The sequence below is a fragment of the Chryseobacterium sp. BGARF1 genome (genome assembly GCF_001677955.1).
GTDB lineage: Bacteria > Bacteroidota > Bacteroidia > Flavobacteriales > Weeksellaceae > Chryseobacterium.
The window spans coordinates 41976-65098 of sequence record NZ_LELA01000068.1 but is presented as its reverse complement, the minus strand read 5'-3'; the positions used below and the strand labels follow the sequence as shown (position 1 = coordinate 65098).

General features: G+C 33.9%; 18 protein-coding genes. 3 read left to right on the top strand and 15 right to left on the bottom strand.

Annotated features, from left to right (window positions below; genetic code table 11):
* Nucleotides 1-66: 66 nt before the first annotated feature.
* Entirely contained in the window at nt 67-423 is a 357-nt protein-coding gene (gene rplS / locus AB671_RS13470; protein ID WP_007846341.1) for a 50S ribosomal protein L19, read from the top strand.
* A gap of 310 nt (nt 424-733) precedes the next feature.
* Here the strand turns inward: rplS and AB671_RS13465 are convergent, their stop codons facing one another.
* The 14 genes from AB671_RS13465 to AB671_RS13400 form a co-directional block, all read right to left on the bottom strand.
* Nucleotides 734-1729, bottom strand: a complete 996-nt coding sequence (locus tag AB671_RS13465; RefSeq protein ID WP_066678642.1) for an alpha/beta fold hydrolase — start codon at nt 1727-1729, stop codon at nt 734-736.
* An 84-nt stretch (nt 1730-1813) separates the two neighbouring features.
* Nucleotides 1814-2797 carry an EamA family transporter gene (locus AB671_RS13460; protein WP_066681735.1) on the bottom strand — a complete coding sequence of 328 codons (984 nt, stop codon included), beginning with the start codon at nt 2795-2797 and terminating at the stop codon, nt 1814-1816.
* Between the two features lie 117 nt (nt 2798-2914).
* Complete coding sequence (locus AB671_RS13455) at nt 2915-5530, bottom strand: T9SS-dependent M36 family metallopeptidase (protein WP_066681729.1); 2616 nt, start codon at nt 5528-5530, stop codon at nt 2915-2917.
* Between the two features lie 149 nt (nt 5531-5679).
* Nucleotides 5680-8370: a T9SS-dependent M36 family metallopeptidase gene (locus AB671_RS13450; RefSeq protein ID WP_066681732.1), complete on the bottom strand. Its 2691-nt coding sequence runs from the start codon at nt 8368-8370 to the stop codon at nt 5680-5682.
* Between the two features lie 437 nt (nt 8371-8807).
* A complete protein-coding gene (gene rpsA, locus AB671_RS13445) occupies nt 8808-10598 on the bottom strand; it encodes a 30S ribosomal protein S1 (RefSeq protein ID WP_066679209.1) in 1791 nt (596 codons plus the stop codon).
* A gap of 266 nt (nt 10599-10864) precedes the next feature.
* A complete protein-coding gene (locus tag AB671_RS13440) occupies nt 10865-11692 on the bottom strand; it encodes a hypothetical protein (RefSeq protein ID WP_066679210.1) in 828 nt (275 codons plus the stop codon).
* Nucleotides 11693-11694: 2 nt separating this feature from the next.
* Nucleotides 11695-12537, bottom strand: a complete 843-nt coding sequence (locus tag AB671_RS13435) for a hypothetical protein (protein WP_066679213.1) — start codon at nt 12535-12537, stop codon at nt 11695-11697.
* 11 nt (nt 12538-12548) lie between these two features.
* Nucleotides 12549-13358, bottom strand: a complete 810-nt coding sequence (locus AB671_RS13430; protein ID WP_066679215.1) for a hypothetical protein — start codon at nt 13356-13358, stop codon at nt 12549-12551.
* Nucleotides 13359-13572: 214 nt separating this feature from the next.
* A complete protein-coding gene (gene rluF, locus AB671_RS13425) occupies nt 13573-14292 on the bottom strand; it encodes a 23S rRNA pseudouridine(2604) synthase RluF (protein WP_066679216.1) in 720 nt (239 codons plus the stop codon).
* Nucleotides 14292-14801 (bottom strand): hypothetical protein, encoded by a 510-nt coding sequence (locus AB671_RS13420; protein ID WP_157444216.1) that lies wholly within the window; start codon nt 14799-14801, stop codon nt 14292-14294. Before AB671_RS13420 ends, rluF begins: the two co-directional genes overlap by 1 nt.
* A gap of 80 nt (nt 14802-14881) precedes the next feature.
* Nucleotides 14882-15580 carry a tRNA pseudouridine(55) synthase TruB gene (gene truB, locus AB671_RS13415; protein WP_066679219.1) on the bottom strand — a complete coding sequence of 233 codons (699 nt, stop codon included), beginning with the start codon at nt 15578-15580 and terminating at the stop codon, nt 14882-14884.
* 203 nt (nt 15581-15783) lie between these two features.
* Nucleotides 15784-16602 carry an undecaprenyl-diphosphate phosphatase gene (locus AB671_RS13410; RefSeq protein ID WP_066679220.1) on the bottom strand — a complete coding sequence of 273 codons (819 nt, stop codon included), beginning with the start codon at nt 16600-16602 and terminating at the stop codon, nt 15784-15786.
* Between the two features lie 97 nt (nt 16603-16699).
* Nucleotides 16700-16996, bottom strand: coding sequence for a DUF3098 domain-containing protein (locus AB671_RS13405; protein WP_066679221.1), 297 nt, complete (start codon nt 16994-16996; stop codon nt 16700-16702).
* Nucleotides 16997-16998: 2 nt separating this feature from the next.
* The gene (locus tag AB671_RS13400; protein ID WP_066679222.1) at nt 16999-17895 is read right to left on the bottom strand and encodes a cell division protein FtsX; all 897 of its coding nucleotides are present in this window, start codon (nt 17893-17895) and stop codon (nt 16999-17001) included.
* Nucleotides 17896-17986: 91 nt separating this feature from the next.
* On the opposite strand from AB671_RS13400, the gene rsmA reads away from it, so the two are divergent.
* The gene (rsmA, locus tag AB671_RS13395) at nt 17987-18757 is read left to right on the top strand and encodes a 16S rRNA (adenine(1518)-N(6)/adenine(1519)-N(6))-dimethyltransferase RsmA (RefSeq protein ID WP_066679223.1); all 771 of its coding nucleotides are present in this window, start codon (nt 17987-17989) and stop codon (nt 18755-18757) included.
* A gap of 56 nt (nt 18758-18813) precedes the next feature.
* On the opposite strand, the gene AB671_RS13390 is transcribed toward rsmA, so the two are convergent.
* On the bottom strand, nt 18814-21162 hold the full coding sequence (locus AB671_RS13390; protein ID WP_066679224.1) for a choice-of-anchor L domain-containing protein: 2349 nt from the start codon (nt 21160-21162) through the stop codon (nt 18814-18816).
* Nucleotides 21163-21503: 341 nt separating this feature from the next.
* Between AB671_RS13390 and AB671_RS13385 the strand changes: the two genes are divergently transcribed.
* Entirely contained in the window at nt 21504-23099 is a 1596-nt protein-coding gene (locus tag AB671_RS13385; RefSeq protein ID WP_066679225.1) for a peptide chain release factor 3, read from the top strand.
* Nucleotides 23100-23123: the final 24 nt, after the last annotated feature.

Below are 23123 nucleotides of genomic sequence, written 5' to 3'. Positions count from 1 at the left end.
TGTTATTCAACCTCTGACGAAGTCCGTGTACGTTGTTTAGCTTGACAAAAAATTTTTATTACAAAAATGGATTTATTAAAGTACGTACAAGACAAGTACATTACAAAAAAAGAATTCCCTGAATTCAAAGCTGGAGACACAATCACTGTGTATTACGAGATTAAGGAAGGTCAAAAAACTAGAACTCAGTTCTTCAAAGGAACTGTTATCCAATTAAGAGGAACAGGTTCTACAAAGACTTTTACAATCAGAAAAATGAGTGGTGATGTAGGTGTAGAGAGAGTTTTCCCTATCAACATGCCTGCTCTTCAAAAAATCGAAGTTGACAGAAGAGGTAAAGTTAGAAGATCTAGAATTTACTACTTCAGAGACCTTAGAGGTAAAAAAGCGAGAATTAAAGACGCTGCTTACAAGAAGAAATAATTCAGACAACAACACATACGAAAAGAGACTGCTAATTTTTAGCGGTCTCTTTTTATTTTGAAGTCTATTTTTTAGGAGCTTTTCCCGCTTTCCACTATATCTTTTTCGCCAACTCTTTTTTCAAGCCATTTCAGAAAAAGGATGTCGTTGCAATCGGGGCTAAGAAAAAGAAACGTTTTAAACCACCCCGTCAAAAATTCAAAGAATTTTTGCCACCCCTCCAGAGGAGGGGAATTCTCATCAAAATCCTATTTAGATTTGATTCTCAATCTTGTAAACTTCCAGCATTCCACTTCCATCACCCATCACCTTACTTTATAAAATCAAACAAAGCATTCCAAAATTTATCGTAAACTTCGATGTGTGGAAGGTGTCCTACGTTTTCGAGCTCAACCAGTTTTGAACCTGCAATTTGCTGTTGCGTTTTCTTTCCTAATTCCTGATATTGCCCCATCGTTGGCTGAATTTCTTTTGGCGCACGGTCTTTTCCGATTGCCGTTCGGTCTCTTGTTCCGATAATTAATAAGGTCGGAGTTTTTATATTTTTAAATTCATAAACGACCGGTTGATTAAAAATAATATCACTGGTCAATGCTGCATTCCAGGCAACTTGAGGATAATCTTTATGCAGCGTCCAACCTGCGATGAGATCGAGCCAAGGTTGATATTCTGATTTCCATTTGTTGTCGTAATAGAATTTAAGCTGATAATTTTTGTACGTTTCTGCTGTGTTTTTCAATTCAGACTGATACGCTTCATCAATGGTTTGATATTTCGCTAAAGCTTTATAATCCTCTAATCCAATCGGGTTTTCGAGAATTAATTTTTCAACAGTTTCAGGATACATTAAAGTAAATCTTGTGGCAACCATTCCACCCATCGAATGTCCGAGAACAATGATTTTGTCGATTTTCAAATCATCTAAAATTGCTTTAGTATTACTTGCTAACTGAGCAAAAGAAAACTGATAGCTTTGAGGTTTCGAAGATTTACCAAAGCCGATCTGATCAGGAATGATTACTCTGAACCCTTTATCTGAAAGATTTTTTGCCGTTTTCTCCCAATACGCTCCGTTAAAATTTTTCCCATGAAGCAACATAATGGTTTTCCCGTTTGGCTTTTTGGGTTTTACATCCATATATGCCATTTTCAGAGTTTGATTTTGTGATTTTAAATCTTTAAAATGAACTTCAAAAGGATATTGATAGTTGGAAAGCATCGCATCTAAAGGTTTTATTTGGGAAAACACAGAAACTGACGCTAATGAAAACAACATAACAACTGCAGCATTTTTAAAATATTTCATGAAAAATTGATTTTAGATATAAATTTAAAAAAACCGCTTCAAAAGAAACGGTTTTCGGTATTATTTATAATTTAATTATCATTTTTAAGACAATTGCTCAGTAAGTACTTTCTCTTTTTTCGAAGGTAAATTCATCAAAACAATGGCCATTAGAATTAAAATAATTCCAACCCACTGGATAAGAATAACTTTTTCACCCAAAAGAACAAAAGCCATCGTTACAGATACTGGAAGTTCTAATGAAGAAATAATGCTCCCCAGTCCTAAACCTGTATTCGGAAAACCTAAATTGAACAAAATAGGCGGAATTATCGTTCCGAATAGGGCCAAAATAAACCCATAAGTCCAGAAAATCGAGTAATCAAATGGTCTTATATGTTCTGTGTTTTCAGTAAAATTTAAATAAAAAGATCTTAAACTTTCAGAATACAACGGTCCAATTTGTGCAAAAAACAAAAATGTTAAAACAACGACAGAACCACCCGTTAACATGATGACACTTTTTCTAAGCACCGGTAAATGTGTTGCTAAAGTATTCGACGTAAACATGGTCATCGTAAAAGATGCTGCAGCTAATACTCCCCAAAAGATACCATGCCAATCTAACTTTACCTCAAGATTAATTAGATTTGTTGCTAAAACCGTTCCCAACAAAACAATTAGTGTTGCAACCACTTTTTTAGCATTCGGAAATTTCTTGGTAATAAAACTTTCTACCACTACACTGAACCACACCGACTGCATCAGCAATACGATCGCAATAGAAACAGCAATATATTGTACCGCTATATAATAAAACAGACTGGTGCAACCTAAAGAAGTACCCGCTATCAAAAGCGTTCTGAATTCTTTTCGGCTGGGTGATGATAATTTCTTTTTGGATGTTATCGTCTGAATAAAATTCAGAATTAAAAGACCTGTAATTCCTAAAGCAAACTGAGCTGTTGTTACCTCAGAAGTCGTAAAACCGTCTTTGTAAGACATTTTCACAAACGTAGCAAGCATTCCGTAAATACTCGCTCCAAAACCGACAAACAATACTCCTTTTAAAATATTTTTCTTCTTCATAATTTTTTTCGCAGCCGGCAAAGTTACGACATATTATTTTAAAAATAAGACAACTGTATATTAACAAAAATCACCTCAGGAAATCCTAAAGTGATTCTATTTAATAAATTTTTAAACTTATTTTTTAATAATAATTTTTGAAGTAGTATCAATTCCGATTCCTTGTAGCTTTACAACATATACTCCATTTTCAAAATCTTTTGTAGAAACAGGAATTCTTGAATCCTGTGATACTCTGTTTTCTGACACTATCAATTTTCCGGACATATCATAAATCTGCAAATGAAGATTTCCGATGGTAAAATCTTTTAAATAAATAAAGAATTCATCTTTGGCAGGATTAGGATAAATCGATATCAAACTTTTATCTATCGCAATACTAGAGTTTCCATCCTGACAATCTTTAGGAATTGAAAAATCTTCTTTTTGATCATTGATATTCATTTTATTTCCAGCCAAAGCATTTAAACCTAAACCTCTTTTAGCAAAAGTTTTCCAGATCATACATCGGTCTTCTCCTTTAGTCGTCAACATTTCTGCAGAAAGAATTGCATTTCGTCCGTCAATAAATGTAGGATTACAAGTCTGCAGTTTTAATGCGTCTGTTACCAACTGTAAAACTCGTGCACTTCCACCGTTTTTGTTAGCTAAAACGTCAGAGGAATAACCATATTTCGCAGCATATTGCCAATGAAGATCCCAAAGCATTGATGCCCAAATAAATCCTATACTGTGTACATCGGGAACGATTTCACCATCTTCCTCGATTTCCATCCCGTTTGTTTTTCCATACGTATAATTATTAATAGAAAAATCAGGTGAATATTTTGCAGACCTTAATCCGGCTCCAGTTGTAGATTGTCCGCTCGCATAAGTCCCTATGCTTCTTGGAACATTTGCATTATCTCCAGGTTTGTTAGTCAACATTAAAGCAAAAAAATCTGACCAACCTTCACCCATTTGTTCTTTACTTGCAGATTTTAAAAGACAGGTATAACCGTTTCCTGTGAGCCTATTTGAAATTCCGTGTCCATATTCGTGAGTTACAATACCATTATCAAAGCTTCCATCAGGTGTAATTGCAGTTGTGGGATCACTTTTTAAAGTGACATTCACTGTTACTGAATTATTGACTTGTGTTTTAATAAATTCACCTTCATCATTTGTTATCAGAACCGAAGGAATTGTAATTGTAGCATCAGTTCCGCCCATTGAAGAAGGAAAATTAGTTGCTGTAGAATTGTTATAAATAATTGCAGCAATAGCACCTGCATTTTGAGCGTTTTTTACTTTTAAAGCAAATGTACAGCCTGAAGCTCCTCCCCTTTCCATCAATCCTATTTTTCCGGTTAAAGATCCTGCAGGTAATGCAGAGCAGCCATCAATTGTAGAAGCCAGAACAACATCACCTGTAACTCCAGTTCCATTAAGTAGTGGCCCAAATTGAGCAGGACTTGCTTGTGGAACTCTCGGAATTGCTGTAATTGGCGCGTTATAAAAGAAATACCTGTTGACTGTAGACCAAAGATACATTTGCATCAAAGGTCTATTTCCGTCGGAAGGTGTTGTAAAATTGGCGTTATTTAAAGCCCCTCCATCTTGAGATTCTGCCAAAACATAATCATTTCCTTGTCCGCCTTTACCGAAATTATTCTGCTGAAAGTTTCTTGCAGATTCTGTAAATCCGAACTGATAAAAAATATCATGTACTCTGTTATTAATATAAAACAAATTTGTGATAGCAGCACTTCGGTTAGATGAGGGAGTTCCGTTCATAGAAAAAGGGAAATCAAAATTTCTGTTTATACCTCCATCGGGAGAAAACCCAGGTTCATCTTTGTTTGCTGTATCTTCGTAAGAATACACATTATTTCCTCTTGTCGTTGTGTAACTTGTTGCTCCTGTAGAATGCCATCCTGCTGGCGAAGAAGCTAAAATCCAAGGATTCGAAACAATGGATCGGTTACCAAAAGTAGGAGCTTCAATCGGTAATGCAAAAACATTGTAACTCGCATTATCTGCAAGTTTAAATAAAGAGTTTTTTTGAAAATTTGCAGATTCTATATTATTTGAAATCCTAGATTCTCCAAAATAAGCATCTGAATGAAAATTACAGGATAAATTCAGGTTGTCTTTTGAAATAATTTCTCCTGAATTGGCATCTACCAAAATATTCCAATAGTTTGAAGATTTTGGCTCTTGAAAAGAAAATTCGTAGGCAAGTCTCAAATTATCATTCACATCAACAAACATCAATCTTTGCTTCGTGAAATTTTTCTGATTCGATTCTGAAAGCGAGTTTTCAAGAATCTGAAAGTTTTTTATTTCTGCTTTCCCTAAAGCTACAGCAATATTTTCAAGTGCTTTTTCTTTGCTGAGCGTTGCCATTTCTGAAGTCGAAACAATATAGTTTTTCACAAAAGAATCTGAAAAATAAACAATTTTATTCTCTTTAATGATCGCTGTTCCTACAGCATTATAAACAGGATATCCTTTAAATTTTTGCTGAATTTTTATAATTTCTCCTTTTAAAGATTCAGAAGAGTCTATATTATCGATTTCAAAATCTCTTAAATCTGCTTTTTTAAAATCCTTAGTTTGCTTAGTAAGAATATAATTGGATATCAATCTCTTCTGTTGCTGAGAAAATATGAAATATGGAAACAAAATAAAAAGCGCAAATAAAATTTTCACATTTCTAGTCTTCATTTTATTAATAAAAATACAATTCATGATTTTAGTTATTAATATTCTATAAAAATAGCAACATTTTGTGAAATCCTGTTTATGATTATGATAAAAGAAAATATTAATCTTAAGAAATTAAAAAGGCCATCTCAAAAGTGAGACAGCCTTAGTATAATTAAATTTTAAAAAGATTATTATTTAGCGATAATAACTTTTGAAGTAGCATCAATCCCTAAACCTTTTACTTTTACAAGGTAAGTTCCGTTAATCAATTTGCTTGTAGAAATTGCTTTTTTAGATTCCGGTGAAATTTTATTTTCTGTAGAAATCAATTTTCCTGACATATCATAAATCTCAACATCTACTTTTCCTAAAGTATTACTTGGGAAATTAATGTAAAACTCGTTCTTAGCAGGATTTGGGTAAATTGAAATTCCAACATTTTTAACCGCACCCGTTTCTGATGTAGAAAGTAAACAATCAGCTGGTACATCAAAGTTTTGTACTTGGTCATTAAGAGCCGCATTTACGGCAGCAGTATTAGTAAAACTTGTTGGAGACTTACTTCCTGCTGATGCGTTGATACCTAGTCCTCTTTTTGCGAAAACATTCCATATCATACAACGGTTTTCACCCAAATATTTTGCTTGATCTACAGCTATGATAGCGTCTCTACCATCTATAAAAGTAGGATTACATCCCTGAAGTTTTAATGCATCTGTCACTAATTGTAAAACTCGAGCACTTCCACTTGTTGAATTAGCTGTTACGTCAGAAGCATACCCATATTTTTCAACATATTTCCAGTTCAGATCCCATAGCATAGTCGCCCAAATAAAACCTATAGAGTGTACATCTGGAACTTGTCTATTAAGCTGAGTATTAAAATACGTTAGTCCATTTGTATCTCCGTAGGTATAATCATTGATCGCAAAATCCGGAGAATATTTAGCAGGGCGAATACCTCCACCAGTAATAGGTTGATTAGCAGCATAAGTACCTGTACCTCTAGCTACAGAAGCATTATCTCCTGGCTTATTAGTTAGCATTAAAGCAAAGAAATCAGACCAACCTTCACCCATTTGCTCATTAGAAAGATTAGAATTCAAGCAGTTATATCCTATCCCTGTCATTCTGTTAGAAATACCGTGCCCATATTCATGGGTTACAATTCCGTTATCAAAACTTCCGTCAGGAGTTACACTTAAAGCTGGATCATTTTTTAAAGTAATATTTACAACAGTATTTGCAGATAAATGGGTTTTAATATACTCCCCCTCAGTATTACCAACTAAAACAGCAGGAATAGTAATGGTAGCATCTGTTCCTGCCATACCACCAATCGTATTTCCATTTGCCGCATTATTGTAAACAATGGTAGCGATAGCTCCAGCATTCTGCAAATTTTTAGTTTTAAGCGCAAAATCACAAGTTCCTCTTTCTACTAATCCAATTTTACCCGTAAGAGACCCTGCAGGTAATGCTGTACATCCATTTAAAACAGAAGAAAGTTGAATATCCCCAGTTACTCCAGTCGCTGTAAGCATAGGTCCGAATGCAGCGGTTCCTGCCGATGGGGTACGTGTAGTAGCAGCCGTTGGTGCATTATAGAAAAATATTCTATTTATTGATGACCAAAGATACATTTGCATTCTTGGATTGTAGCTATCCTCAGGGGATGAGAAGTTAGCATTATTGGTACCTCCACCATCTTGAGCTTCCGCAAATACAGAGTCATCCTCTAGCCCTCCTTTTCCAAAATTATTCTGTTGGAAATTTCTTGCGGATTCTGTAAATCCGAATTGATAAAATACATCATGAATTTTATTATTCAAATAAAATAAATTTGTGATAGAAGCATTTAGATTAGCTGTTGGGCTTCCAGTCATTGAAAATGGGAAATTAAAATTTCTTGAAGCTCCCCCATCCGCTGGAGCTCCCGGCAAATAATCAGGAGGAACAGTAAGAGCTGTTCCTGCAACATCTTCATAAGCAAAAACATTATTTCCTCTTGTTACTGTATAATGTGTAGTTCCGTCTGAATGCCATCCTTCAGGTGATGCTATAAGATTCCAAGGGTTTGAAAGTATAGATCTTGGTCCAAAAGTAGGTGCTTCAAGTGGAAGTGGAAAGATGTTATATGAAGCATTATCTGGTAATAATAAAGCTAAATTTTGGTTCAATTGGTCTATCTTGTTTTCTGCGCCAACAAACGAATGCTCGCTGTCATCTGCATGAATATGTGATTGCGAATAATCATGTGAATAAGTATTCTGCTCAAATTCACAAAATGTCGTTAAATTAGCTTTACTGATAATATCACCATTATTAGCATCAACAATAATACTCCAATAATTAGCAGATTTGGGCTCACTAAAAGAATATTCATAAGCCAGTCTTAAATCACCATTTTTATTATTTGCGTATACAAGTCTTTGCTTTGCAGCATAATTCTTATTTGTAGTTTTTTCTAAAAATTTAATAATAGGCAAACTCGAAATTTCTGAATTTCCTAAATCATCAGCAATCTTATCAAGTGCTGAATTTTTAGAAATAGTAGCATTGGTTGATGTAGACTCATGATAATCCTTAATAAAATTATCTGTAAAGTATACAACTTTGCTGTCTTTAACAAGTGCCGTTGCTACTGAATTATAGACAGGTAAACCATTATAAGTCTGTTGAATTTTAACAACATCACCATTCAATGATTTTGAAGAGTCAACATTATCAATAATAAATTGATTAAGATCAGATTTTTTATATTCTCTCAGCTTATTTTGAGAAATATAATTTTTAATCAACACTTCATTTGACTGTGCAAATGACACTGAAGGTATTACTGCGAAAACGGCAATAACAAGAGGTAGAATTACTTTTTTCATTTACTTAATTAAAGATGCAAATGTATAATTAATTCTCAATTAATACTACCATTAATTAAAATATTCGTTAGTTTTTAATATAAAACTTCAACCATCTTTTAAATAACTAATTATCAATATATTAAAATAAAATCTCACATAAAACAAGACTATAACTTATTGATTTTCAAAACCACACACTTAGCACTCAATAGCATTTTAAACTACATCATACCTATTATTTCGTTTTTCTAGAGGCAAAAAAACATTTTTTTGTAAACATTTAAAATTTAATTCTACTCTATATGATTAATATAGTTTTATTAAACATTTATTAAGATTTTAATAATCAGCCCGTATTTAATAAAATTCAATTAAGGTTGATTTAATTTATGATTTACTCAAAACAAAAAAACCACTCTTTCGAGTGGTTCTTATATTAAAAAATGATTGTCGGATTATTTACCTCCTTCCATTTTCTTTTTCAATTCTGCTAAAGCATCAATGTCTCCAAGAGTTGATCTTTCTTCGTTGTTTGAAGAAGAAGATACATTTCTGTTAGAAGATTCTTTCACATTCTTTTTCTCTTCGTCTCTGAAGATACCTGTGTGAGAAACTACTACTCTCTTGAATTCTTTGTTGAATTCGATTACTTTAAACTGAGCATCTTCACCTTTTTTGATTTTAGATCCGTCTTCCTTCTCTAATAATCTTGATGGGCAGAAAGCTTCAACTTCAGCATCTTCGAATTGTACAGAAGCACCTTTATCGTGTACTTCTACAGCTTTACCAGCGTGTACAGTTCCTTCAGCATATTTAGTTTCAAATTTATCCCAAGGGTTTTCTTGAAGTTGTTTGTGACCTAGAGATAATCTTCTAGCTTGGATGTCTAATTCTAGAACTACAACATCTAATTTGTCACCAACTGCACAGAACTCAGATGGGTGCTTGATTTTCTTAGTCCAAGAAAGATCAGAGATATAGATTAATCCATCGATACCTTCTTCCAATTCTACGAATACACCGAAGTTTGTAAAGTTTCTTACAGTTCCAACGTGTTGAGAACCTACTGGATACTTAGCTTCGATATTTTCCCATGGATCTTTAGATAATTGTTTCATACCTAAAGAGATTTTTCTGTCTTCTCTATCAAGAGTAAGTACTTCAGCTTCCACTTCGTCACCTACTTTTACGAAATCTCCTGCGCTTCTCAAGTGAGTAGACCAAGACATTTCAGAAACGTGAATTAATCCTTCTACACCTGGAGCGATTTCTACGAATGCACCATAATCAGCAAGAACTACTACTTTTCCTTTTACTTTATCTCCAACTTTCATGTCAGCAGAAAGAGCATCCCAAGGATGAGCTTCTAATTGCTTCATACCTAATTGGATTCTTGTTTTCTCGTCATCAAAATCAAGGATAACAACTTTTACAGTTTGTCCGTCTTCTAGGATTTCAGATGGGTGGTTCACTCTAGACCAAGAAAGGTCTGTAATGTGAATCAATCCATCAACACCTCCTAAGTCGATGAATACACCGTAAGAAGTAATATTCTTAACAGTACCTTCAAGAACTTGTCCTTTTTCAAGCTGAGCGATGATTTCTTTTTTCTGACCTTCGATATCTGCTTCGATCAATGCTTTGTGAGATACAACTACGTTTTTGAACTCAGGGTTGATTTTCACAACTTTGAACTCCATAGTTTTACCTACGAACTGATCGTAATCTTTGATTGGCTTAACATCAATTTGAGAACCTGGTAAGAATGCTTCGATTCCGTGTACGTCAACGATCATACCTCCTTTAGTTCTAGACTTAACAAAACCGTTAACGATTTCTCCAGTTTCGTGAAGCTCATTTACTCTATCCCAAGCTTTAAGCGTTCTAGCTTTTCTGTGAGATAATTGTAACTGACCTGTTTTGTCTTCTCTTCTGTCTACCATTACTTCAACATCATCACCTACTTTTAGGCCTGGGTTGTAACGGAATTCGTTAAGAGAAATAACACCTTCAGATTTGAAGTCGATGTCTACGATAGCTTCTTTGTCAGTTAATCTTACAACTTTACCAGTGATAACGTCGTTATCATTTAAGCTGCTAAGAGATCCGTTATAGATTTCTTCAAGATCACTTTTTTCTTTTCTAGCATCTGCATCAAGACCTGATTCGAAAGAATCCCAATCAAATTGTTCTGGTGCTACGTTTTGGTTTAATAAAACCTCTGCTGAATTTGTCTCTTTTGACATTTTCTAATAAAATTTGTATTCCTTCTTTTTTAATGGTCTGAATAAATGTGGTTTTAAAAAATACGGAAGTAATTAATTTATAATAATTTACCTTTTCAGACCTATCCACAAAAAGTGACTGCAAAATTACAAAAAAAACTTGGATTCACAATTATGTTTATTTCAATTAATCTAGCAGGTAAAACAGGCTCATATTAAAAACAAAAACAGATGAGCAAAATTGCTCATCCGTTAAAAAACACAAATTATGATAAAATCATATATTTTTAATTAATAGATTCTACGACCGTAGTATTAAGAGATATTTTCGCCAAAAAGCTACTCATATTATCGCAAATACTTCCATCAGACCGTGTAGCAGCACCTGCGTACACAATTTTCTGCGTTGCCAAATTAGAAGTTGAAGATATATTTCGAGCCATAACTTTTATTGTATGATTCCCAATAGATAAATTATTAACCACCCCATTTAAAATAAATTTATTCCAAGAACAAGTGAAATTTTCTTTTTGCTTGTGGTATTTTCTTACTACAACCAATACATCGTCAACGAAAATACCGATTGCATATTCATAATATTCATTAGATGAAGCATCAAGTTGTGTCATACCTTCTACAGTGAAAGCAAAAGAATTATGAGCCCTTGTGAATGATTTTGAATCTGTTATCCCTAAAGCAACCCACGCCGAAGTACCTGTACCTAAATTAATTGCTCCTGGATTGAAACCTGTAATAACAGTACTTCCAGAAGACGAAACAGAGCTTATATTAACTAAATCTAATTTTGGCTGAAGCATTTCTTTAGTATATAAAGCATTCCATCGGTCAACTTCGAAATAGGTAACGGTTTGCGGCAAAGACGGTGTAGCATTGCTGTTAAAAACTATATTTCCGTTTTGTGGACTTGGCACTGTGATAGCATCCATATTTGATGTCAAAGGAATTCTTGGTAACAGAAATCCTTTTTTGTCTGAGTCTAATTTTAAGACAGCTGTATTATCTAAAGCAGGTATCCCTTTATCTGTAATCACAACCTGTGAAAAGCAAATAGTATGAACAACTACTAAAAGAATGATGTTAAATATTTTTTTCATGATTAGTAAGGTAATGGTTGATTGACTAAAACGATAGCACTTATTTTTGCTTCATCATTTGAGATATTGGTGCAGCTTGCTCCTTTTTGTCCATAATTAATAGCTACAGTGGTGGTACTGGACCTATTCATTACGGCGAGCTTTATATTATGAGTATTTACACTGAGATTACTTGCCAGACCTGTAATCGTAAATTCACGGAACGCACATGTGTTATCTACATTCATCGTAGCTGATTTTGATGAAATTAATTTATCATCTACAAAAATCCCCAGACCATACGTTACACTTTCACTGCTGGATGAAGCATTATTTAATTGTAGCATTCCTGTAAAAGTAACTACTGTATTATTGATTGCCCTATCGATGACAAAACTGAAAGGTGTAGCATCTGTAATTTCCACCCAAGGACTTGCCAAAAGACTTCCATTTACAAATGAATTCACGGAAGTAGCATCTGCAGGATAATTGCTAGTAGAGACCCCAGTATTATAAATTTTAGAATAATATTTGGTAATTCCTAAAAGTAAATTGATGTTTGCTGAACTAAAGTAAAAGACCCATTTTGTTCCATCCCAATAATACAGGCCTTTTCCCCCAGGAAAATTTTCATTAGTATTATACACCATTAAAGATTCTGTAGGTGTTGAAATTAGAAAACTATAACTGGAAACATTATTTGGATTTAATGAAACTTTCGGCAGCATAAACCCCTTATTGCCAGATACTAAATCTAAAATCGCAGATGCATCTGGAGCTACAGTTCCAATCCCTACCGAGCCAGTTTGTGCCCGATTAGTGATTCCTAATATAAAAAAAAGGAATATTAAATAATTTTTTTTCATGGTATTGTGTTTTAAGATTTTTCGGTTAATGTGATAAACATATTTATCTTAGACATGTCATTGTTTACGGAGGGCGAGGCTGCGCCGCCAAACTTCCAGACGGTGGCATCAGGATGGTTATTAACCCTCATTGTGACATACATTTTCACAGTATGGTTTCCTATGCTAAGATTTTTGAAAACCGTATTTATTGAAAAGAAATCATATTGAAAAGTACGTCCGTAATTTGAAGAATAGTTTCTAACCCCCGCCAATTTATCATCTACAAAAACACCAACGGCATAAGTATATGTATTAGCAGAATTTAGGGTGGCATTATTAGCCTGAACCATGCCTTCAGTCAGCACAAAAACAGTATTATTGGCCTGACTGATTGTAATATTTTTAGCAAGACCCGGAATTTCTGTCCAAATTGTACCGGGTGCGGAGTTTTCAGCATAATTCAGCGCACCGGAAAGTACAGTTAAATCGACTGGCGATGAGCTTGATGTGTTATAAGAAATTGTTAATCCCAGTACGGAATAGATGTTTCCAGAATCTACAACTTCACTCCATTTACTTCCTTCCCAAAAATTAAATCCTTTTTTTCCGGGAGCGGTATTATACGCTAATAATCCAAGAGCAGGAGTTGCTGTAACTGGTGAAGCTAGATTGAGATTTGGAATGTTAAGATTAGGAATTAAGACCCCTTTATTAGAAGAATAAGTTTTTAGGAGTAAGTCATTTTCTACAGTTTCTGTCCCTATCCCAACTTGTCCTTTTGCGTTTTGAAAAAATAGCAGATAGAAAACCACTGCCTTAGCGAGAAGTATTTTTTTCATCATCGTATAATTAAATTATTAAATTTGTGTTTTTGTTAGTATCCGGAAAATCTTATTCAGCACTTGTGCATTTTTAAGATTTCCCAAACATTAACACTACAAATTTATAATTTAATCACATCTGAATCAAATAATTATCATATTATTTTCTCTTTATTGAAAAAATCAATAATTAATATATGACTTAACAGAAAAACAAAAGAAGAATTATTTTTTAAATTGTCTTAGTAGAATCTCCCAAGAGATTATTTAAACCAGAAAATTCTTCGGGAGATAATTCTCTCCATTTTCCTAAAGGAATATCAAGCTTGATATTCATGATTCTTATACGTTTCAGCTTTTTTACTTCATATCCTAAGAATTCACACATTCTTCTAATTTGCCTATTAAGCCCTTGTGTCAAAACAATACGAAAGGTCATATCATCAATTTTTTCCACTTCACATTTTTTAGTGACTGTATCTAAAATTGGAACACCATTACGCATTTTTTCCAAAAACCGAGGATTGATTGGCTTGTCAACTCTTACTAAATATTCTTTCTCGTTGTTATTTTTAGACCTTAAAATTTTGTTAACAATATCTCCATCATTTGTCAATAAAATCAAACCTTCACTTGGCTTATCTAATCTCCCGATCGGAAAAATACGTTTAGGATGATTGATATACTCTATAATATTATCACGTTCACGTTTTGTATCGGTAGTACAAACAATCCCTACGGGTTTATTGAAAGCAATATAAACAGGTTTTTCTTCAGATTCACGGATGGGTTTTCCGTCAACTTCTACTACGTCTTCATCAGAAATTTTAGTTCCCAACTCAGGAATTTGGCCGTTTATTTTTATTCTACCTTCTTCCAAAAGCTTATCTGCCGCTCTTCTTGAGCAGTAACCAACTTCTGAAAGATATTTATTAATACGTGTTTTTTCCATTATTCTATTCCTTCTACTGTGTAATTTTTGTTACTGAAAACGGTGATTCCGTAACTTAATCCTATAAATATGGCACTTGAGCTTCCAAGCTGAAATCTTTCTAAGAACAAACCTCCTTCCTGACTTAATCTTTTGGAATAAGCAACCTGAAGGCCGGCTTTTAAGCTCCAAAAATCAGAATTTGAAACTGCCGAATGATTAAACTGCTTTCCATATGTAACATCGATAAAAAACGCTTCATCTCCTGGATTGAAAATAAATTTTGGCTGAATCAACCAATACATCATATGAAAATTGGGGTCAATATAGCTGTATTTCAAACCTGTACCAATTGCAAAATTAGGAAGAAAATTATAACCACCAATTACCGACATTCCAAATGTAATTTTATTGGGAAGATAAGGTGCTACATATTGCTGGTAATATTGCGAATCTTTGTTTTGATTATCCTTAATTTGGTTTCCTAAGTTGTAACCCACATTTAAGGTCGGGTTTACATAAAAATTCATTTTCGGTTTTTTTGAATCGTCAACTTGCGAAAATACTGTTATTGAAAACAGCACAACAAATATCGAGAGTAAATTTTTAATCATAAGTTTTCAAATCGATATTCATTTTCTAAAAAATCGCTGGTTCCATCTTCTATTTTGTAATCGCCGATTTTTGTTCTTCTTAATTGGGTAAGATAGCCTCCAACACCTAATTCCTGACCAATATCGTGCGCTAAACTTCTGATGTAAGTTCCTTTTGAGCACCCTACCGTAAAACTGATCAAAGGAAAATTGATCTCAATATCTTTGATATAATGAATGGTTGTTTTTCTTGATTTCATCTCAACCTCTTCTCCTGCTCTTGCTAAGTTATAGGCTCTTTCTCCGTCAATTTTAATGGCTGAAAAAACAGGTGGTCTTTGATTTATTTCCCCTAAGAATTTTTCTAAAGCATTTTTTACGTCTTCTTCCGTTACCTTTGAAATGTCCTGATGAAGGATCTCTGGTTTTTCGGTATCGTATGATTCAGTTTGTACGCCTATTTTTACTTCGGTCCAATATTCTTTTGGGGCATCCTGTATTTCAGGAATCTTTTTTGTGAACTTTCCAGTGCAAACGATCAATAATCCTGTCGCACGCGGATCTAAAGTTCCGGCATGACCGATCTTAAATTTTTTCGGAAGATCAAATTCTCTTTTGAGTTTATATTTCATTTTATTGACTGCCTGAAAAGAGGTCCAATCCAAAGGTTTGTCTAATAAAAATATGTGTCCGTCTAGAAGTTGTTGTGATGTCATTTTGAGTGGAACGTTTTGGGTTGGAGAGTTTGAGGATTGATTAGCTTTTTAGGGGGGAGATATTTACTTTTTTAAATGCTGTATTTTTAAGAGTGAATCTCTTGCAGCCCGGCTTGAACGGAGCTCTTTTTGCAGCAGCGAAGCGGAGGCAAAAAAGCGGGAGTGGAAGACGGAAATAGCTGCCCAAATAAATATAAAATCAATTATTTAAAGTAATAAAAATAAATCAACAAAGCAATTCCTACAAAAATACGGTACCAACCCCAAGGTTTAAAACCATATTTATTTAAAACACCAATAAACGCTTTGATAGCAATCAATGCTACAATAAATGCTACAATATTACCTACAATAAAAATCAGGATGTGGTCTTGAGATTGTAAAATCATCTCATAACCTTTCATAGGATTTGCAGTTGTCTTACCCCAGGTTTTTACAAAAACAGAGTAAACAGTTACTGCCAACATCGTAGGAACAGCCAAAAAGAATGAGAATTCTGCTGCTGCTTTTCGTGATAAACCTTGCGTCATCCCTCCAATAATCGAAGCTGCACTTCTACTTGTCCCTGGCATCATCGCAAGACATTGCCAAAAACCAATGGTCACTGCTTTTTTTATTGAAATATCTTTTTCGTCATTAATCACAGGATTTTTAAACCATTTATCAGCAAACAATAAAACGACTCCACCTAAAACCAAAACTGAGGATATGGCAATCTGATTTCCCAAAACAGCCTCAATCATATCATCAAAAATATATCCTAAAACCAAAGCCGGAATCACCGCAAAACCTAATTTGTAATAAAACTTAAGGTTTTTAAAGTCAAAAAACTTTTTCCAATACGCTACAACGACCGATAGAATAGCTCCAAACTGTATGGAAACCTGAAACATTTTTAAAAATTCTGTTTCTTCTAAGCCCATCAAATTGGCAGTAAAACCCATATGAGCTGTTGATGAAATCGGTAGATATTCTGTAAGTCCTTCTACGATGGCAATAATGATTGCTTTGATTAAATCCATTTTTGTTTAATTCAAAAAATATTAAAAGATTAAAAACAGCAAAAGATTCAAATTAATATTCAAATCTTTTATTGTCTTAGTCTTTATTGTAAAAATTTTATTTTCTTTTTAAAATTGCGTAGACTTCAATAACAAATCCTGTTACCACAAGGAGCGGAGCAATTCTGATTCTTCTGATGGAAAAAATATCGTCGTTCCAGACATTAGGGTCAAATTTTCCGTCTACGGTATTTGCATCTGGCCCCATCATTAGAAGAAAACCTACTACAATACACGCAAGCCCAATCAGCATCCATTTGAAATTTTCTTTACCGAAATAAAAAGTATTTTCTTCGGAAACTTTTGTTTCGTCACCGAAATCTGATGCCGAAAATTTATTTGTTTTTTTGCTCATTTTTAAGAATAATATAAATCGTCAACATTAGATTTTAAGAATCTCCATGTTGCAATAATTGTACTTAATACTGTGATGAATAAACCTACACCAAATATAGAAATTACTAACCAAATATACTGATTTGTATCTTGTACGAAAGGCGTTTTGATTGCTGTTGTAAAATAATACCAAACTCCGAAAAGTGCCGAAAGACCGATAACTGCACCAAGAAGTCCTAAAATAAGTGCTTCTTTGATGAATGGTGTCAAAATAAATCTTCGTTTTGCACCTACCAACTGCATGGTTTTGATGATAAATCTTTTTGAGAAAACCTTCAGACGAATTGAGTTGTTAATCAAAACAATTGCTAAAACCAGGAATAATAAACAGAATCCTAAAATCCATTTCAAAATTTTATTCAGGTTATCATATATTTTCTGAGAATCGGTATCGTTTTTTACTTCTTTTATTCCGGGAATAGCTTTAAGCTCTTTCAAAACAGCAGCAGTTTTAATAGAATCTGTATAACCGGCCTTTAGAGAAACTTCTACAGATGCAGGGTAAATATCTTCTTCAAAAAGCGCTTCCGTATCTATTCCCAAGCTTTTTTTGGCTTCAGCTGTAGCCATTTTCTTGGTGATATACTTGGTGCGTTTTACCGCTTCCATTTTATTAATTAATTCAACAGCAACAGCTTCTTGCTTTGCTATTTTAGCTGAATCTTTGATGTCGTAATTTTCCTCAAAATAAGCATTTACAACAAGTTGCTCTTTCAAATAGTCGGAATATTTTTGAGCGTTGATTAAAATAAGCCCCATTAATCCCAACAAAAACAGCACTAAAGCGATACTTACCACGACAGTAATATTACTGGACCGAAGCCTTTTCTTATTAAACTCTTCTACAGATTTAGCCATTAATATTAAAATTTTTGGCTAAATTAGAAAAAATCTTCCGAAATTTGTGACGAATTATAGAAAATCATTGTTAACAAAATCATAAAAAACTTTGAGTGTAAAAGCAAAAAAACATCTCGGTCAACACTTTTTGACTGACGAAAATATCGCCCAAAAAATTGTAGAAGGACTAAGCTTTGAAAGTTACGAAAACGTACTCGAAGTAGGCCCTGGAATGGGAGTTCTCACCAAATATTTGATTGAAAAAGAGCAAAAATTATATCTTGCCGAAATCGATACAGAATCGATTGAATATCTAAAAAAGCATTATGAAAAAATAACAGAAGACTCTTTTGTTGGCGACTTTCTAAAGCACGACTTCGCAGGTTTAGAAAAAGAACAAATTGCGATTATTGGAAATTTCCCGTATAATATTTCGTCGCAAATCTTATTTAAAATCATTGATCATTATGAGCTGATTCCTGAAATGGTAGGAATGTTCCAGAAAGAGGTTGCAGAGAGAACTGCCGCTGTTCCGCGAACAAAAGATTACGGAATTTTGTCTGTTTTAATTCAGGCTTACTATGATGTAAAGTATCTTTTCACTGTACATGAAAATGTTTTTAATCCGCCACCGAAAGTAAAATCGGGAGTTATAAGACTTACCCGAAACCCTAAAGAAGGCCTTGCCGGAAATGAAATCTTGTTTAAACAAATTGTAAAAGCAGGATTTAATCAGAGAAGAAAAAAATTATCGAACTCTCTGAAAATTTTAAACATTCCTGAAGCTTTGAAAACTCATGAATTTTTAGATAAAAGAGCTGAAGAGCTCAGTGTAGCAGATTTTATTTCTTTCACCATCCTTTGGAAAGAAAATCAATAAACAAAAAAATGCCTTTCAGATTTGAAAGGCATTTTTCTTTATTTACATATTGAGAATTACTCTCTGTTTTTCAACATAATCCAACCCGATTGATTCATCTGAGTTTTAGACTTATTGTATTCAAAATTAAATTTGTACCAATATGTTGCAGTCGGTAATCTTTTTCCGCCAACAGTTCCGTTCCAAATTGGAGTTTCTTTTGAGAATCTGAACATTTCCACACCATATCTATCATAAATAGAACCCGTAAAGTTTTTGAATACTCCTAAAGAAGTAAGGTCTAAAACATCATTAACACCATCCTGATTTGGGGTAATTACATTATTGATATGAAGGGTAAAGAAATCTATAAAACCATTACAGCTTGTTCCTTTAATTCTTACTCTGACCGTATAATTTTTATTGTTTAAAAGACCAGGGAAAACATTAGAATCCTGCCAAAAAATACCATCAATAGAGTACTCTAATGTTTGCGGAAAATTGTTAATGGTAGGGCTATATGCCGTCACCGTTAATGTATTATCTGAATAATTAAGATTCGTAAAATATGGCAAAGCTGCAGCAAATACTTTCACTTTAAATTCGTCTTTACAAACTCCATTATCAATTACCACACTGTAAATACCTATTTCATTTGCAACAATCGTCTGAGTAGTTGCGCCTGTATTCCACAGGTAGGTATAATTATTTCCAGCTCCTGCATCCAACACAATATTATCTCCTACACACATTTCTACATCTAATAATGGGGTTGTGATTGCAGGTATCACTTCTATTCTAACTTTTGCCGGCTGTAGAGACTTACAACCTTGTGTTCCGATGGCATACACCGTAAAATCGGTAGATTGGTGAAGCGTAACTGTTTGTGTATTGCCACTTCCACCAAAATTATCCCATTGATAAGTAACACCTCCTGAAGCAGTAAGAGTTACTGATTCACCAGCACAAATTCTAAATTGTGATGAGGCAAGTTGTGCAACAGGGGTTACTTCTCTATGTAAAGTAAGCTTTACCAGTTTACTACAGAAAATACCATCAGAAACCACAACATGCAAAATTTGTCCATCAGTCCCGTTATAATTGTAAATATTTGTTATATAACTATTATTCTGAGCCAATGCATCTGCTTGATTTTCATAAAAATGAAATGTTGCCGTTAGAGCATTATTACTAATGGAAGCTTTTGTTGCATTTAAATTAAATGAAGTCACATCTGGCGTCGTACATAAAAGATAAGTTCCATCATGTGCTTCAGGAGTAGTTCCTCCATTTATTTTTATACTTGCAGATCCTGGACAAGGATTTCCAGGAACACTCACTTCAATTTTATAATCTCCAGGCTGTGTTGCTGTGATGGTATTTGTGTTGGCCCCAGGAATTACAGCTCCGTTGAAAAACCATTTATATAATAAATTCGGTCCACTGGTAGATGCAGTAATTACCTGTGGTACATTATCACAAACGTTAATTTCTGCAGGTAATTGAGCTCCTGCAGGGTCTAATAAATTCACACCGATATCAAATGATCCGGCTTCTAAAAAAACAGCAGAACCATAGCTGCTGTCTCTTGCATCAGCTACCACCATTTTGATGTGGTAAGACTGTCCCGGAATTACTGTAGCTTCAGCTGTAAGAGGTGCTGTAATACCATTATAGTTTGTTGCATTTGGAGATAAAGAACCAAAATACTGAGCATTAATCGGTCCGCAAGCAAAGCTTCCCGGAAGAATATTAGGTACGGAAACAGGTCCTGCTCCTCCAGGCAAAACCGCTAAATTTGTATAGGTAGCCCCTGGAGTATTTGGTTTTAATAATAAAGCAAAAGCATCATCATATTGAAATGGTGGGCAAGGAAAGTTACCTTCATATTCCTCAGATGAAAAAATATATCTGAATTTCATTTGAGAACTCGTAGGTACAAAGTCAAATTCTAAAACAGCCGCATTATTAATTTGTGTAGTCACCCCAATGGCTGCAATAAGATCAGCATCGCTTCCTCCTCCATTACCGTCACTTAAAGTTAAAGGTTCAAGTGCATTACCTGCCTTTCTTGCATATCCTGTAGTTAAGATAATTCCTTCTTCAAAAGGGAAAGTTGAAGTTGCTTTATTAAAATAACCCCAAAATCTGTTATTATTGGTTACAGGTTGGTTAGGGCTAACTGTAACGTTAGAAATATTAGGAGTTCCACAAGAACCGGAAGTCCCTACCAAAACGTCTGTAACAAGTTGTGCAGGAGTGTAATTGCTTTCAGGATAAGGAGCAACATTTACATCTATATAGTCTCCTGCTTTTTTTGAATTTAAATTAATTTCCCTAACAGGTTTTCTCGATTCAATTTTTTGTGCGTAAAAAACATTTGTAGCTAATAGAAATAAAGAAAACCGTAGTACATATCTCTTCATAATAATTTTGTTTCAACAAATTTAATAGTTTTTTGCATTTATCACATACATAACTCCACTTTTTGCATCAATTTAAAATTTAATCAAAATTTAGTACAAATCTCTATTTACTCAAAAAAAATCAATTAATTTCATATATAAACGTTAAAATTTGAATATTAGATAAAACTAACGCAATAAAAAACCCAAGTGAAAACTTAAAAACATGAGAGGCTTTTATTTTTTTAAATATGTATTTAAGAAAACTAATACTCTTTTACAAAAGTTATTTTAAACATCCATAAAAATGAGATTTTCAGAATTCGATTAATTTCACGATTTTTGCAAATTCAAAATACAATATGTCAGACTTAATCAAAGAAATAGAAAAAAGAAAAACCTTCGGAATTATCTCTCACCCCGATGCCGGAAAAACCACTCTTACAGAAAAGCTATTGCTTTTTGGGGGTGCTATTCAGGAAGCGGGTGCGGTAAAATCCAACAAAATAAAAAAAGGAGCAACCTCCGATTTCATGGAAATTGAAAGACAGAGAGGAATCTCAGTAGCAACTTCTGTGTTAGCTTTTGAATACAAAGGTTATAAAATTAATATTTTAGATACACCAGGTCACAAAGATTTTGCTGAAGATACCTACAGAACTTTAACTGCAGTTGACTCTGTAATTGTTGTAATCGACGTTGCAAAAGGAGTTGAAGAACAGACCGAAAAACTTGTTAAAGTTTGTAGAATGAGAAACATCCCGATGTTGGTTTTCATCAATAAGCTTGACCGTGAAGGTAAAGATGCTTTCGATTTGCTAGATGAAGTGGAACAGAAATTAGGATTAACAGTTTGCCCGCTTTCTTTACCAATCGGTATGGGTAGCGACTTTCAGGGAATTTATAATATCTGGGAAAACAATATTCAATTATTTTTAGAAGAGAAAAAACAGAAAGTAGGTGATACAATAAAGTTTGATGACATTAATGATTCTAAAATTGATGAAGTTATTGGTGAAAAAGCAGCAAAGAATTTAAGAGAAGAGCTTGACTTGATACAATCTGTTTATCCAGAATTTAATCGTGAAGATTATATGAATGGAGATTTACAGCCGGTTTTCTTTGGTTCAGCTTTAAATAATTTTGGAGTTCGTGAATTGCTGGATGCTTTTATCGATATCGCTCCAATGCCACAGCCAAAAGAAAGTGAAACCCGTATTGTAAGGCCTGAAGAAAATAATTTTACTGGATTTGTTTTTAAAATTCATGCCAATATGGATCCTAAACACAGAGACAGGTTAGCTTTCGTAAAAATTGTTTCTGGAACATTTAAAAGAAACGAAAACTATCTTTTGGTAAGAGAGGGTAAGAAAATGAAATTTTCATCTCCTAACGCATTCTTTGCAGATAAAAAAGAAGTAGTGGATGAAAGTTTCCCTGGAGATATCGTGGGACTTCACGATACCGGAAGTTTCAGAATTGGAGATACATTGACTGGAGGTGAAAAACTGAGCTTCAAAGGAATTCCAAGCTTCTCACCTGAACATTTTAGATACATTAATAATACCGATCCTTTGAAAGCGAAGCAATTGGCAAAAGGTATCGATCAATTGATGGATGAAGGGGTTGCCCAGTTATTTACCCTTGAAATGAACAATAGAAAAATCATCGGTACAGTTGGAGCACTTCAGTATGAAGTTATTCAATATCGTTTGGAGCATGAATATGGAGCAAAATGTACCTATGAACCTCTTTCTATGCACAAAGCTTGTTGGGTAGAAGCTGATGAAAAATCGGAAGAATTCAGAGAATTTGCAAGATTAAAACAGCGATTCTTAGCAAGAGATAAATACAATCAATTGGTTTTCTTAGCAGATTCATCTTTTACAATTCACATGACACAGGAAAAATTCCCGAATGTGAAACTCCATTTTATCAGTGAATTTAAGAATGCTTAAATAATTTATTTAAGCTGCTTTATA

Coding starts and splice junctions, on each gene's coding strand:
- rplS (WP_007846341.1), top strand. CDS start 67: ATGGATTTATTAAAGTACGTACAAGACAAGTACATTACAAAAAAAGAA.
- AB671_RS13465 (WP_066678642.1), bottom strand. CDS start 1,729: ATGAAATATTTTAAAAATGCTGCAGTTGTTATGTTGTTTTCATTAGCG.
- AB671_RS13460 (WP_066681735.1), bottom strand. CDS start 2,797: ATGAAGAAGAAAAATATTTTAAAAGGAGTATTGTTTGTCGGTTTTGGA.
- AB671_RS13455 (WP_066681729.1), bottom strand. CDS start 5,530: ATGAATTGTATTTTTATTAATAAAATGAAGACTAGAAATGTGAAAATT.
- AB671_RS13450 (WP_066681732.1), bottom strand. CDS start 8,370: ATGAAAAAAGTAATTCTACCTCTTGTTATTGCCGTTTTCGCAGTAATA.
- rpsA (WP_066679209.1), bottom strand. CDS start 10,598: ATGTCAAAAGAGACAAATTCAGCAGAGGTTTTATTAAACCAAAACGTA.
- AB671_RS13440 (WP_066679210.1), bottom strand. CDS start 11,692: ATGAAAAAAATATTTAACATCATTCTTTTAGTAGTTGTTCATACTATT.
- AB671_RS13435 (WP_066679213.1), bottom strand. CDS start 12,537: ATGAAAAAAAATTATTTAATATTCCTTTTTTTTATATTAGGAATCACT.
- AB671_RS13430 (WP_066679215.1), bottom strand. CDS start 13,358: ATGAAAAAAATACTTCTCGCTAAGGCAGTGGTTTTCTATCTGCTATTT.
- rluF (WP_066679216.1), bottom strand. CDS start 14,292: ATGGAAAAAACACGTATTAATAAATATCTTTCAGAAGTTGGTTACTGC.
- AB671_RS13420 (WP_157444216.1), bottom strand. CDS start 14,801: ATGAATTTTTATGTAAACCCGACCTTAAATGTGGGTTACAACTTAGGA.
- truB (WP_066679219.1), bottom strand. CDS start 15,580: ATGACATCACAACAACTTCTAGACGGACACATATTTTTATTAGACAAA.
- AB671_RS13410 (WP_066679220.1), bottom strand. CDS start 16,602: ATGGATTTAATCAAAGCAATCATTATTGCCATCGTAGAAGGACTTACA.
- AB671_RS13405 (WP_066679221.1), bottom strand. CDS start 16,996: ATGAGCAAAAAAACAAATAAATTTTCGGCATCAGATTTCGGTGACGAA.
- AB671_RS13400 (WP_066679222.1), bottom strand. CDS start 17,895: ATGGCTAAATCTGTAGAAGAGTTTAATAAGAAAAGGCTTCGGTCCAGT.
- AB671_RS13390 (WP_066679224.1), bottom strand. CDS start 21,162: ATGAAGAGATATGTACTACGGTTTTCTTTATTTCTATTAGCTACAAAT.
- AB671_RS13385 (WP_066679225.1), top strand. CDS start 21,504: ATGTCAGACTTAATCAAAGAAATAGAAAAAAGAAAAACCTTCGGAATT.